Origin of the sequence: Williamsia herbipolensis, assembly GCF_036153515.1 — a bacterium.
Classification (GTDB): Bacteria; Actinomycetota; Actinomycetes; order Mycobacteriales; family Mycobacteriaceae; genus Williamsia_A; species Williamsia_A herbipolensis.
In genome coordinates this window covers 1044454-1056932 of the sequence record NZ_CP108021.1, presented here as the reverse complement: position 1 = coordinate 1056932, position 12479 = coordinate 1044454, and the positions used below count along the sequence as shown (strand labels likewise).

General features: G+C 70.9%; 13 protein-coding genes and 1 tRNA gene. 8 read left to right on the top strand and 6 right to left on the bottom strand.

Annotation, left to right across the window (positions count from 1 at the left end; all coding sequences use genetic code 11):
• Nucleotides 1-60 precede the first annotated feature (60 nt).
• The 4 genes from OG579_RS04795 to OG579_RS04780 all read left to right on the top strand — a co-directional run bounded on the left by OG579_RS04795 (nt 61) and on the right by OG579_RS04780 (nt 1560).
• A complete protein-coding gene (locus OG579_RS04795) occupies nt 61-483 on the top strand; it encodes a DUF3052 domain-containing protein (protein WP_045823321.1) in 423 nt (140 codons plus the stop codon).
• A complete protein-coding gene (locus OG579_RS04790) occupies nt 480-1016 on the top strand; it encodes a redoxin domain-containing protein (RefSeq protein ID WP_045823144.1) in 537 nt (178 codons plus the stop codon). Before OG579_RS04795 ends, OG579_RS04790 begins: the two co-directional genes overlap by 4 nt.
• 80 nt (nt 1017-1096) lie before the next feature.
• Nucleotides 1097-1169 (top strand) — tRNA-Val (locus OG579_RS04785).
• 253 nt (nt 1170-1422) lie between these two features.
• Nucleotides 1423-1560 carry a hypothetical protein gene (locus OG579_RS04780; RefSeq protein WP_328858279.1) on the top strand — a complete coding sequence of 46 codons (138 nt, stop codon included), beginning with the start codon at nt 1423-1425 and terminating at the stop codon, nt 1558-1560.
• 3 nt (nt 1561-1563) lie between these two features.
• Here OG579_RS04780 and OG579_RS04775 read toward each other — a convergent pair whose 3' ends face one another.
• A complete protein-coding gene (locus tag OG579_RS04775) occupies nt 1564-2547 on the bottom strand; it encodes a helix-turn-helix transcriptional regulator (protein ID WP_045823143.1) in 984 nt (327 codons plus the stop codon).
• A gap of 240 nt (nt 2548-2787) precedes the next feature.
• Between OG579_RS04775 and OG579_RS04770 the strand changes: the two genes are divergently transcribed.
• Entirely contained in the window at nt 2788-3681 is an 894-nt protein-coding gene (locus tag OG579_RS04770) for a YdcF family protein (RefSeq protein ID WP_328858278.1), read from the top strand.
• A gap of 18 nt (nt 3682-3699) precedes the next feature.
• On the opposite strand, the gene OG579_RS04765 is transcribed toward OG579_RS04770, so the two are convergent.
• Nucleotides 3700-5559, bottom strand: coding sequence for a DUF429 domain-containing protein (locus tag OG579_RS04765; protein ID WP_328858277.1), 1860 nt, complete (start codon nt 5557-5559; stop codon nt 3700-3702).
• Between the two features lie 114 nt (nt 5560-5673).
• Here OG579_RS04765 and OG579_RS04760 point away from each other — a divergent pair, with 114 nt between their 5' ends.
• Nucleotides 5674-7119 carry an acyl-CoA synthetase gene (locus tag OG579_RS04760; protein ID WP_328858276.1) on the top strand — a complete coding sequence of 482 codons (1446 nt, stop codon included), beginning with the start codon at nt 5674-5676 and terminating at the stop codon, nt 7117-7119.
• Here OG579_RS04760 and OG579_RS04755 read toward each other — a convergent pair.
• A complete protein-coding gene (locus OG579_RS04755) occupies nt 7088-8014 on the bottom strand; it encodes a spermidine synthase (protein WP_328858275.1) in 927 nt (308 codons plus the stop codon). The genes OG579_RS04760 and OG579_RS04755 overlap by 32 nt on opposite strands.
• Nucleotides 8015-8071: 57 nt before the next feature.
• On the opposite strand from OG579_RS04755, the gene OG579_RS04750 reads away from it, so the two are divergent.
• Nucleotides 8072-9025, top strand: a complete 954-nt coding sequence (locus OG579_RS04750) for a cobalamin biosynthesis protein (RefSeq protein WP_328858274.1) — start codon at nt 8072-8074, stop codon at nt 9023-9025.
• Here OG579_RS04750 and OG579_RS04745 read toward each other — a convergent pair.
• Entirely contained in the window at nt 9022-10020 is a 999-nt protein-coding gene (locus OG579_RS04745; RefSeq protein WP_045823137.1) for an SURF1 family cytochrome oxidase biogenesis protein, read from the bottom strand. The genes OG579_RS04750 and OG579_RS04745 overlap by 4 nt on opposite strands.
• A gap of 203 nt (nt 10021-10223) precedes the next feature.
• Between OG579_RS04745 and OG579_RS04740 the strand changes: the two genes are divergently transcribed.
• Complete coding sequence (locus OG579_RS04740; protein ID WP_328858273.1) at nt 10224-11237, top strand: zinc-binding metallopeptidase family protein; 1014 nt, start codon at nt 10224-10226, stop codon at nt 11235-11237.
• A 41-nt stretch (nt 11238-11278) separates the two neighbouring features.
• Here OG579_RS04740 and OG579_RS04735 read toward each other — a convergent pair whose 3' ends face one another.
• Both OG579_RS04735 and OG579_RS04730 read right to left on the bottom strand, forming a co-directional pair.
• Nucleotides 11279-11749 (bottom strand): low molecular weight protein-tyrosine-phosphatase, encoded by a 471-nt coding sequence (locus OG579_RS04735; RefSeq protein ID WP_328858272.1) that lies wholly within the window; start codon nt 11747-11749, stop codon nt 11279-11281.
• On the bottom strand, nt 11742-12428 hold the full coding sequence (locus OG579_RS04730; protein ID WP_328858271.1) for an HAD hydrolase-like protein: 687 nt from the start codon (nt 12426-12428) through the stop codon (nt 11742-11744). The genes OG579_RS04735 and OG579_RS04730 overlap by 8 nt, the downstream gene beginning before the upstream one ends.
• Between the last annotated feature and the right edge of the window lie 51 nt (nt 12429-12479).

Below are 12479 nucleotides of genomic sequence, written 5' to 3'. Positions count from 1 at the left end.
TCGGGTCGAACCGACCGGGTGGAACACACGGTCATGACACGCCACAGGAGGTCATTCGCGTTGGTTGCCGCCGCGCACGGAAGTCGCGCCGAGAAGCTCGGGTTCACCGCCGGGATGGTGGTGCAGGAGCTCGGGTGGGATGACGACACCGACGACGAACTACGCGCCGACATCGAGGATGTCGTCGGGGCGGAGATGCTCGACGAGGATTCCGACGACGTCATCGACGTCGTCGTGCTCTGGTGGCGGGAGGACGACGGCGACCTCGTCGACGCCCTGATGGACGCGATCGGCCCCCTCGCCGACGACGGCTACGTGTGGGTGTTCTCGCCGAAGACCGGCACCGACGGCTACGTCGACCCGGCCGAGATCGCCGAGGCCGCACCCACCGCCGGACTCACGCAGACCTCCGCGATGAACCTCGGCGACTGGTCGGGTTCGCGGCTGGTGCAGCCCAAGGCGCGCACCCCGAAGCGTCCATGACCAGCCCGCCCGCGACACCGTTCCTCGATCCCGTGTCCCGCATCGTCGACGACGCGGAGCTCCCTGTGGGTCCACTGCAACCCGGCGCTCTCGCACCGGATTTCGAGCTCCGCGACCAGAACAACCAGAAGGTGTCGTTGCGTGCCCACGCGGGCGTCAAGAAGGTCGTCGTGGTCTTCTTCCCGCTGGCGTTCACCGGCACCTGCGAGGGTGAACTCGGCGCCCTGCGCGACCGGTTGCCCGAGTTCGACAACGACCGCAGCACCGTGGTCGCGGTGTCGGTCGGTCCGCCGCCCACCCACAAGGTCTGGTCGTCGGCGCAGGGATTCCTCTTCCCGATCCTGTCCGATTTCTGGCCGCACGGCGCGACCGCGCGCGACTACGGGGTGTTCAACGCCCACGCCGGGTACGCCAACCGCGGCACCTTCGTCGTCGGTCTCGACGGTGTGATCGCGTTCTCCGACATGGTCGGTCCCGGCGAGGCGCGCGACGACGCCCTGTGGACCCGCGTTGTCGAGGCGCTGCGGCCCTGACCGGCCCGGTCCGCCGATTTCGGCTCGCCCGCGACGCACGCTAGATTCGTCTGCGTCGTAGCCCGGTGGCGGCGGCATGAGCGCGCATAGCTCAGTGGTTAGAGCTCTGGTCTTACACACCAGCGGTCGGGGGTTCGAATCCCTCTGCGCGCACCCCGAGTCGATGCGTCGCCGCCGGTCCACGATGCGCCGGAGCCCATCGCCTCGACGCGCCGTATCGGCGCATCACACGCAATCGATCCCCGTCGGCCGGTGCGGGTGTAGCGTGAGTGACAGAACACGGTTCGTTCGGAGTCAGGATCGAACCGATTGCGCCGGCGATGGAAATCCTTCGATCGCCGCCTGTACGCCCCGTCGGATCACGCTCGTACGTCGACTCGACGAGGGCACGCCCGTGAGGACACCAATGGACTACACCGAACTCTTCTCGCACACCTCGGTCTCCGAGGCCCCGGCGACGACCGGTGACGCACCGGCGCACATGCCGGTGTTCTCCGACTCCGATTCGACCAAGGCCCAGCACGATTCGTCCGACCGACGCTGAGACTCACTCCAGCTCAACCGCATCGAGGTAGCGTCGACTGATGTCGCGGTGCCGCTGCGCCAATGCGCGGCACTCGTCCCGTAGCGCGGGCGGCTCGATCACGGTGAACCCCGCCTCGAAGCGGTGGAGCCACCAGGCTATCGACTCGATCGACCAGCCGAACAGTCTTATCTCACACGAGGTCTCGTCGGAGGCCTCGATCGTCCCCCACTCGTCGTAGACCATCGGGGCGATCTCGCTCGCCGGGGCGTGCACGCGTACCCGCGCCACCGCGGCCCGTGCGATCGCCCCGAGACTCGCCGCCACGTGCGCCGCCGCCCCGCCCTCGGGGAGAGGCCGTGGTGTGAACCGCGGACCGGTGGGTATCACCGGGCTGACCCGATCGGCGCGAAACGACCGCCAGTCGGCGCGACCGAGGTCCCAGGCGAACAGATACCAGCGAGAACCATTGCGCACCAATCGATACGGCTCCACCTCGCGCCGTGAGCGCGTACCCGAACGGTCGGCGTAATCGAAGCGCAGTCGCTCGGCGCGGTGGCACACGGCAGCGAGGTCCGACAGCACGGTCGCGTCGACCGATGATCGCGGGGGATTCGATGCGACGGTGTCCACCTGGAGCGCATCGAGCCGATGACGCAGCCGCGACGGCATGACCTGTCGCAATTTCGCCACCGCCCGCGCGGCGGCATCGTCGAGACCGGTGACCGAAGCGGTTGCCCCCGACTGCAATCCGACGGCCACGGCGAGCACCTCGGCGTCGTCGAGCAGCAGCGGCGGCATCTGTGCTCCCGCGCCCAGGCGGTATCCGCCACCCACGCCCACCGTGGCGTCGACCGGGTAGCCTAGTTCGCGGAGCCGGTCGACGTCACGACGGACGGTTCGCGTCGTCACGTCGAGCCGATCGGCGAGGTCGGCACCCGACCAGTCCTGACGCATCTGCAGCAACGAGAGCAGGCGGAGAAGCCTCGCGGAGGACTCGATGACCATGTCGAGAAGTGTCCCAGTCATTGCGGACAGATGCAGTCCTCGATAGCCGATGAGCGTGGGTCGTCGTTGAGCGCATACGGAACGCCACGCCGCGTCGATTCCGACCCGTGATTATTCCGTGGCACTTTCGTGCTCATTGGCCACTTCAGTCCCAGTAGCCTCACCGGTATCCCATTGCTGTGCACCCGCGGTCCGTCGTGGGTCGCACTCAGGCGGCTGGGGGAACGAAAGGAACATGGCATGCGTGTATGGACGCGTCTGCAGAACCTCGCCGCGACGCTCGGCGTCGCGGTGGTGTGCGCGGCGGGCCTCGGAGCCGGTCAGGCGCTGTTCGTGCCGGCAGTGGCCTCGGCTGCGCCGACCACCTCGCTGTACAACTCCGCCCAGTACAAGTTCGCCCATCGCGACGTCCCGGGCGGCCTCGGCGACATCGCGGCACTGCTACGGATCGCACCCAACGACGCCCAAGCGCTTGCGCTGCAGGCGATCTGGGCCGACTACGTGTACGACCTCCCCCTCAAGGCAGGAGCTCAGGGACGCCTGAACGCGGTGTCGCCGGCCACGGCGGCGGGGGTCAACCGCGTGTTCGGTGCCATCGGTGCCGGTATCGCGACCCTGCCCAACCCCTTGCCCAGCGTGGTCGGTCCGCAGACGGCGATCGTGGCCCTCGGATACGGATTGCTCGACAACGGTGCGATGCGGCCCGAACTGGAACAGCGCATGGGTGCAGTGTGGCGCCAGGCGATCATCGCGCCCCTCTCGCCGATCGTGGTCACCGGCGGCGCGCCGCACAACGGCGTCACCGAGGCCGCCGCGATGCGCAACTGGTTGGTGGCGCGCGGGATCCCGGCCTCACGCATCCTCACCGAATCACGGGCGGGCTCGACGGTGCAGAACGCGCTGTTCACCGCCGCGCTGGTCAAGCCACGGGGAGTGGTCAACGCCATCGTGGTCAGCAGCGCCAATCACGTCCGCCGAGCGGTCACCGACTTCGTCATCGCGGGTCTGCCGGTCATCGGCGTCTCGTCTCAGATCGAGGGCTGGCCCGAAGCACTGCTGCCGCCGCTGCGCGATGCGCAGCTGTCGATCTACGTCGACGCCACCCGCACGTTCGGGCTGCCCGCCACCCGGTGAGACACGAGGGTCCCCGCGTCAGTCTGCGACGAGCTCGGCCAACGTGATCCGCGGCAGGTGGATCCACCCCTCGCGCGCCGCGACATCGGCCATGTCCGGCGACGGGAGTCCGGTGGCGTCCAACGCCACCGCACGCGCCAGGAGTGCGGCGAGGACCGCGTCGACGGCGTCGTCGCTCGCGTGACAGAGCGCCGTGAAATCACCGAGATCGAGCCACGGTGCCGCGACGGCGAGGTCGGCGAGCAGGGTGGCGCGGACACCGGTGTTCGCGGTGCCCTTGTACCCACGCGAGCGCAGACCCCATGTGTGCAGCGCGGCTGCGGGATACACCTCGGCGGCCGCACCGTGCACGCGATCGGACACGCCGAGCGCGCGCAAGATGCTCGAACACCTCAGCGCCACATGGGCGATGAGATCGGCCGACACGCTCAACGGGATCAGGCCGGTCTCCGCGCGCACAACCTCGTCGGTGTGGCGACGCACCAGCGGCGCCCGTGCCGCACGCGTGTTGAGTGGGCCGGTGGTGGGCGCGGCGCCGTGGTGATGGGCCACCACGAACTCCACGAACGCATCGGGCCAACCGAACGGTGAATCGATGCCGACGCGGTCGGCCCCGTCGGCGGCGGCGACCAGATCGGCGTCGTCGGCCCTGAGGCGCAGCGCGGTCACCCGGGCGCCGCCCGCCTCCCACTCGACGACCGCGCACGCCGTCTTCGCGGGCTCGGCGGCGAGGTCCACCCCGACCGTTCGCATCGACCAACCGTAGCGATCGGCCCGCTCAGGCGGCGTCGCGCACCATGATCCGCACCGCGTCGGCGAAGACGGAGTACAGCGCGTCCCAGCTCGCCGAGGAGCGCAGGGCCTCATCGGCCCCTCGGTGTCGCCCGAGGCGCCGGCGGAGTCGGCACGGTGGAGCCACTGCAGGGACTGCGTCCGGCAGACCTCCATCGAGTCGACGGCGGCACCGCGGTCGGTGCCGCACAGGTGCGCCACCCCGGCGGCGTCGGGGAGCGACCCGGCACGCCCCCGGTCCACCGCCACACGCAGCGCAGCCGGCATGGCGATCTCGTCGGGGGACGACGGCGCGGTGAGCACGGTGGTGAGGGCGGGCAGTTCGTCGGTCATGAAGGCGTGCCACCGATCGATGGCCTCGCCGATCGCGGTGCGTGGGTCGGCGCCGAGGTCGACGGCGAACTCCACGTCGACCACCGAACCGTCGACGACGAGTTCGAAACCCGGCCACGCGCCGACGACCGTCCGGGCGTGGCCCACGGCGTCGGGATCGACCGCGCCGCGAATGGTGGTCCACAGCATCGCGCTGCGCTGCGGCCCCCACACCTGCAGATGGGCGGTGGCGTCGGGGTAGGTCAGCTCGACCGCGTCGTGCACGTCGATACCGACCACACCGGCCAGCCGGTCACGCACCACGCGCCCGACCACACGGGACAACCCGGCCGAAGGGTGGTCGGCCATGGACTGCGCCCGCGCGCGCACCGACGCGTCGTCGCGCAGGAAGCTCGGGTGCGGCAGCGCGAGCAGCGTGCGGGCCAGGTCGACGGCCTCGCCGACGAGGGTGGCGATCTTCTCGTGGTCGACGATCCGGACGAGATGGCCACCGTCGGCGTCGGACCATCCCGGCGGTGCCGCGATCGTCGCCCGCCGTCCGGCCGGGACGGCCACGATCGCGCAGACCATCCCGGTGGGAAGACGACGGAACCGCAGATCACTCGTCGAGCAGCGCGCGACGTGCTCGCGACTGAGGTCGATCGACTGATCGTCACGGGGGCCGCTCAGCCGCTCGGTCAGCGCCGTGGCGAACCCCGCCCACGCGCGGTCGATCACGTCGTCGAAGTCGACATCGGTGGTGGGCGACGACATGGCGGCTCCTGGTGGATCATGCGACCCCGCCGGTGGCGGTGGGACGCGATGGTTGCTCGTGGGCCCGAGACTAGGTGTGGGTACCGACAGCCCGGGGTGTGCGACAGTGGCGGGGTGCTGTTCCCTCTCCTGACACCGGGTTTCGTGGCCGATCGGCCGGATGTCCCCGCCTTCGTGACCGTCGGCGACGAGTCGTTCTCCCAGGCCGACATCGTCGGGGCGGCGACGTCGGCGTCCGAGCGACTGGGTGGACTGAGTCGCGTCGCGGTCGAGGCGGTGCCGTCGATGCAGACCGTCGTCGCCGTGGTCGCCGCGCTGTTGGCCGGTGTGACCGTGGTGCCGGTCGCACCCGACAGCGGCGACGCCGAACGACGTCACGTCCTCGACGACTCCGGCGCACAGGCCTGGCTGGGTGCCACACCCACCGATCCGTGCGACCGGCCCCACCTCCCGGTGCGGCTCTACGCCCGGTCGTGGCACCGGCATCCCCAGCCGCCCGCGGACACCGTGGCGATGATCATGTACACCTCCGGCACCACCGGGGCGCCCAAGGGCGTCGTGAGCACCCACGGGTCGCTGGCGGCCGGCATCGACGCCCTCGCCGACGCCTGGGCGTGGACCGCCGACGACACCCTCGTGCACGGCCTGCCGCTGTTCCACGTCCACGGTCTGATCCTCGGACTCCTCGGCCCACTCCGGGTGGGCAGCCGACTGCACCACACCGTCCGACCCCGACCCGAGGCGTACGCCGCCGCGGCGCAGGGTGAGCACCCGGGCACGATGTACTTCGGCGTCCCGACCGTGTGGTCGAGAATCGTCGCCGAACCCGAGCACGCACGCTCGCTCTCCGGTGCCCGACTGCTGATCTCGGGCAGCGCGCCACTGCCGCCGACGGTGTTCGACGCGGTGGCCGAGCTCACCGAACACGAGCCGGTGGAGCGCTACGGCATGACCGAGACACTCATCACCCTCAGCGCCCGCGCCGACGGTCCGCGCCGGGCGGGGTGGGTCGGATCGCCGGTGGCGGGGGTCCGGACCCGTCTGCGCGACGAGTCCGGCGACGAACTGCCCCACGACGGGGACGCGGTCGGTGAACTGCTCGTGCAGGGCCCGATGCTCGGGGCGGGATACCTGAACCGACCCGAGGCGACGGCCGCATCGTGGCTGCCCGACGGGTGGTTCGCGACCGGCGACGCCGCACTGATCGAACCCGGCGGGATGCACCGCATCGTGGGTCGCTTGTCCACCGATCTCATCAAGTCCGGCGGGTACCGGGTCGGTGCGGGCGAGGTGGAGGCATCCCTGCTCGAGCACCCGACGGTGGCCGAGGTCGCGGTGGTCGGCCCGGCCGACGACGACCTGGGCCAGCGGATCGTCGCCTACGTCGTCGTCCGGCCCGATGCGGCGACCGACGCCGCCGCCGCCGAGGGGCTGATCGAGCACGTCGCGACGGCACTGTCGGTGCACAAGCGACCGCGCGAGGTGCACTTCGTCGACGAACTGCCGCGCAACGCCATGGGCAAGGTCGTCAAGAAGGCGCTGCTGGAGACGTCGGACTGACGTCACCGTCCGGCGCCGTGTCGTCACTGCCCGCATCTCGCAGAACGGTTGCGCCCGCGGCGAATCGGCGGGTGTCGGCGTCGTCGCGCATCGACGCCGGGACCGCCCCGGCGAGCAGCGTCTTCACCACTGCGGCCGAGACCTCGATCTCGTCGTCGCTCGCGGCGATGATGATGTTCCCGTAGCGCCTGCCCTTGAGCATCGCCGGATCGGCGACGAGCGTGACGTGCGCGAATCGTCCTCCGATGGTGGCGATCTCGGCGCGGGCGCCGGCGAGGTCGCGGGTGTCGGCGCAGTTGACGAGGTAGAGCCCGCCCGGTCGCAACACGCGATGCACCTCCTCGGCGAACTCGGCGGTGGTGAGGTTCTCCGGGGTCGTCGCGCCCGCGAACACGTCGCGGATCACGACGTCGCGGCTATCGGTGTGCAGGGCGGTCGTCACCTCGCGAGCATCGCCGACACGCAGACGCAGCACCGGGGCGCGGGGGAGGTCGAAACGGTCGCGCACCAGCGTCGCCAGCGCCGCGTCGACGTCGACGGCCACGTGTCGTGACCGCGGATACGCCGCGGCGAGTCGGCGGGCGAGCGTGCAGGCGCCGGCGCCGAGATGCAGCACCCGCATCGGGTCGTCGGGGTGGTGGCGGTCGTCGATCACCGCCGCGATCCAGCGCATGTACTCGAACTCCAGGCGCAACGGGTCGTCGGTGACGATGTGGGAACTCTGCACGCCGTTGACCTCGATCAGCCAGCCGGTCCCGTCGTCGTCGGCGGTGATCCTCGCGGTCCCGGAGTCGATGTCGAAGACACCCTCGGGCGTCGGCGACGCGTCGGCGGCGACCGGGGTGCCCGCCGCGGTCCGGGCGGGTGGTCTGCGAGGTCTTCGGCGTCCGGCCACGCCCACGACCCTACGGCCGGACGCCGGGAGCAGACACCGCGTGGCAGGGTGGTGTCGGTGATCAACCCCCCGTCGGCCCGCCGTGTCGCACGTGCACTCGGGCTGGTGGCCGGCCTCGGCGTCGACCTGGTGTTCGCCGATCCGCGGCGTGGGCATCCGGTGGCCGGCATGGGCACCCTCGCGGGGCGTCTCGAGCGGGTCGTGTACCGCGACAACCGCTGGGCGGGCGTGGTGTTCGTCGGTGGTTGCCTGGTGTCGGTCCTGACGATCGCCGAGCCCCTGCGACGTGTCGGCGGCGCGGGCGCGGCGGCGGCCACGGCGGCCGCGACGTGGACGGTACTGGGCGGAACCGGACTCACCCGGGTCGCGACGGCGGTGGCCGACGCCCTCGACGCCGGCGACGAGCAGGCGGCCCGGGCACTCATCCCGAGCCTGTGCGGCCGCGATCCCGAGAGCCTCGATCGCGCCGGGATGGTCCGCGCGACCGTGGAATCGGTGGCCGAGAACACCTCCGACGCCACCGTCGCGCCGCTGGTGTGGGGTGCTGTCGGTGGGGTGCGCGGACTCATCGCGTACCGGATGATCAACACCCTCGACGCGATGGTCGGCCACCGCACGCCGCGCTACGAGCAGTTCGGCTGGGCAGCAGCACGTCTCGACGATGTCGCCAATCTGGTGCCCGCGCGTCTGGCCGGGGTGATCGTGATCGCGATCGGTGGCCGACCTGCCGACGCCGCGGCGGCGTGGCGCCGCGACGCGCGAGCGCACCCGAGCCCGAACGCCGGTGTCGTCGAGTCGTCGTTCGCCGGCGCGCTCGGCATCGGACTCGGCGGCACCACGGTGTATCGCCACCGTGTGGAGGAGCGGCCGCGCCTGGGCGACGGTCCGGCACCCGACGTGGCCGACCTGCGCCGGGCGATCACGCTCTCGCGGCGGGTACAGCTGGTGAGTGCGGTCCTCGCCTCGGCGGCGAGCACCGTCGGTGTCCGCCCCCGGAGGCGTGGGAACTAGTCGCCGTACCGGTCGGCGAGCTTGCCGCGTACCCGGTCCTCGCCTGCGACGGCCTGATCGGGGCCGGCGCCGATGGTGCCGCGCACCCGCGTCTGTCCCATCCCAGTCGACGACGCCGACGTCAGTTCCTTGCGCCGTTGTCTTGCCCGGGCCGCGCGTTCCGACAGCGCCGATTCGGCCAGCGCCGCGGACTCGAGGGCATCGGGCGGTGCGGCTCCGGTGCGGATGCGCTCGGCGGTCTCGGCGCGGGCGGCGTTGGCCGCGCGTCGATGCCGGATCTCCGATCGCACGAAATACAACAGGCCCAGCGGGGCCATCACGCCGAACGCGATCCACTGCAGGCCGTAGGAGAGGTACGGGCCGGAGTCGAGCTGGGGGATGGGGATCTCGGCGAGGCTGCCGGGCTGCCCCGACGACAGCTGCAGATAGGCGGGCATCGTGGTCAACCCGACGGTCCGGCCGAGCACGGCCGGGTCGATCGTGTAGACCTGCAGCACCCCGGACTCGGTGCGCGGCCCCTTGCCCGGGCTGGTGCCCTCGGGTTGGCGGATCCGGGCGTCGATGGTGGTCGTGCCGGCGGGCGCTGCGGTCACCGGCGGCAGCGCGGTGCCCTGCTGCGGGCGCACGTAGCCGCGGTTGACCACGAAGATCCGGCCGTCGGAGGTGCGGAACGGTGTGAGCACCTCGAACGCGGGACTGTCGTCGACCGATCGCAGCCGGACGACCGCCTGCGCCTCGGGCAGGTAGCTGCCCGTCACCGAGACCTCGCGCCACTCGGTGTCGGTCGGTACCGGCCCCGAGCCGGGGTAGACGGTGTCGATGGGGACCGCCGCCTTCGACACCGCGCTCTTGATCAGATCGTTCTGGTGTTCGGTGCGACCGTTCTTGCCGAGCTGCCATGGCGCCAGCACCCAGAAGCAGGCCACCGCGAACGCCACGACGACGAGCGCGAGAACCACCCAACCGGGACGCAGGAAGGCGCGGAGCACTCGCATACCTCGACGGTACAACCTCCCGCACGGGTCGACGGGTGCGCCAGATCGGTGAGCCGACCTGCATAGGTCGACTACGCTGGGACGGCCGGAGCCCGACAGGCCCTCACGCGAAGCCGCCGCCGTGAGCGCGCCTCGCGGTCCGGCGAACCTCACCTCGGCGCCCGCAGGGCGCAGGTGCCTCACCGAACGGACCCACCCCCATCATGCGTGATTTCGCCTGCCGCAACTGCGGCCAGCAGCTCTCCTTCGAGAACACCCTCTGCCTCAAGTGCGCCAGCGCGCTCGGCTTCCACCTCCCCTCACGCACCATCGTCACCCTCGACGACAACGGTCAGACCGAGATCGACGGGTCGACCATGATCCGGTGCGCGAACAACGTCGTCGCCAAGTGCAACTGGCTCGTGACGAAGGACTCCGACCACGACGGTCTCTGCGAGTCCTGCCGGCTCACACGCACACGCCCCGGCGACGGCGACACCGAGGCGCTCACCGAGTTCGGTGACGCCGAGGCGGCCAAGCGCCGGGTCGTGCTCGAGCTGACCGAACTGAACCTGCCCATCGTCGGACGCGACGACGACACGAGCACCGGTCTCGCGTTCGACCTGTTGTCCAGCGCGCACGAGAACGTCATCACCGGTCACGCGAACGGGGTCATCACCCTCGATCTCGCCGAGGGCGACGACGTGCACCGCGAACAGCTCCGCGTCTCGATGGACGAGCCCTACCGCACGCTGATCGGCCACTTCCGCCACGAGATCGGCCACTACTACCAGATGGCACTCGTCGGCGACGGCGAGCACCGTCAGCGGTTCGAGGAGCTGTTCGGCAACCCCGACGACGACTACCAGGCCGCGCTCGACCGCCACTACAACGACGGCCCGCCCTCGGACTGGAAGTCCGACTACGTCTCGTCGTACGCCACCATGCACCCGGCCGAGGACTGGGCCGAGACCTTCGCCCACTACCTCCACATCCGCGACACCCTCGACACCGCAGCGGCTTTCGCGATGGCCCCGGCCGGCGCGACGCTGGCCAGCTCGCTCACCGGTGACGTCGGTTTCGACCGCATCATCGAGTGGTGGCTGCCGCTGTCGTGGTCGCTGAACCAGATCAACCGCTCGATGGGTCACCAGGACCTCTACCCGTTCGTGCTGCCGGCCAAGGTGCTCGAGAAGATGCGCTTCGCACACTCGTTGATCGAGCCCGTCACCATCTGATCCCGCGGGCTGTGCCGGACCCGCAGGGGTGATCGACCGCCCTACCGGGCCAACTGCTCGCGGATCCAGTCGAGCAGGCCCGGTACGGCGGCCTCGATCTGTTCACGGACGCGGGTGAAATCGGCCTGGTCGCCGTAATATGGGTCGGCCACGTCGGGTTCGGTCGCGGCGGGGTCGAAACTGCGCAGCAGGCGGGCCCGGTCGCCGAGCCGCTTGCGCGACAACGCCTGCAGGTGGCTGCGGTCGAGTGCCACCAGCAGGTCGGCGCCGACGTGTTCGGAGCCGAGGACCGCCGCGGAGTGCTCGTCGCAGTAGCCGACCCGGCGCAGTTCGGCCCGCGCCCGGTCGTCGGCCGGTTCGCCGACGTGCCACGAGCCGGTGCCGCAGCTGTCGATCAGCACCCGATCCGCCAGCCCGGCGTCGGCGACGGCGTGGGTCACGATGCTCTGGGCCATCGGGGACCGGCAGATGTTGCCGGTGCAGACGAACGTGATGTGCAGGCGGTCAGACACCGAGCACCTCGCGCAGCTCACTCACCGTCGACACCTGCCAGCGCGCGTCGGCGCCCTCGCCCTCGAGCGCGTAGCCCCAGCCGACGAGGACCGCGGGGATCCCGAACGCGCCGGCGCCGTGGATGTCGTGGGAGCGGTCACCGATGATCACCACGTCGGGTGTCCCGCCGTCGGCCGACGCGGTCGGGGCGACCCCGAGCCCGGACAGCGCGTGCGCAACTACGTCGCCCTTCGTGCGGCGGGTCCCGTCGTCGCTGGCGCCGGCGATCACCGTGAAATGGTCGGCGAGACCGAAGTGCTCGAGGATGCGCGTCGCCGTCGTCTGGTTCTTCGAGGTGGCCACGGCCATCCGGCGTCCGGCCGAGGCCAGGTCGCCGAGCATCGCGTCCATCTCGGGGAACACCGAGTTCTCCAGCCACCCGATGGCGGTGTAGCGCGTCCGGTAGGCGTCCATCGCGGCGGCCGCACGGTCGTCGTCGAGACCCAGCGTGTGCAGCGTGTCCAGCATGGGCGGCCCGGCGATGCCCTCGACGAGCGTCGGATCGGGCTCGGGATGGCCGATGGTCGCCAGCGCATGGCGAAAGCTGTTGGCGATGCCGTCGAAGGAATCGGTGATGGTGCCGTCGAGGTCGAACAACAGGGTCGTCGTCGCCGCGGCGGGATCGGTGGAGACCGGCACACCACCATTGTCACCCGACGAGCGCCGCCCGGGCCACGCAGGGGCGCGAAG

Bases quoted from the DNA above. Each gene is read 5' to 3' on its own strand.
- OG579_RS04790 (WP_045823144.1), top strand. From the start codon at position 480: ATGACCAGCCCGCCCGCGACACCGTTCCTCGATCCCGTGTCCCGCATC.
- OG579_RS04780 (WP_328858279.1), top strand. From the start codon at position 1,423: ATGGACTACACCGAACTCTTCTCGCACACCTCGGTCTCCGAGGCCCCG.
- OG579_RS04775 (WP_045823143.1), bottom strand. From the start codon at position 2,547: ATGGTCATCGAGTCCTCCGCGAGGCTTCTCCGCCTGCTCTCGTTGCTG.
- OG579_RS04770 (WP_328858278.1), top strand. From the start codon at position 2,788: ATGCGTGTATGGACGCGTCTGCAGAACCTCGCCGCGACGCTCGGCGTC.
- OG579_RS04765 (WP_328858277.1), bottom strand. From the start codon at position 5,559: ATGTCGTCGCCCACCACCGATGTCGACTTCGACGACGTGATCGACCGC.
- OG579_RS04745 (WP_045823137.1), bottom strand. From the start codon at position 10,020: ATGCGAGTGCTCCGCGCCTTCCTGCGTCCCGGTTGGGTGGTTCTCGCG.
- OG579_RS04740 (WP_328858273.1), top strand. From the start codon at position 10,224: ATGCGTGATTTCGCCTGCCGCAACTGCGGCCAGCAGCTCTCCTTCGAG.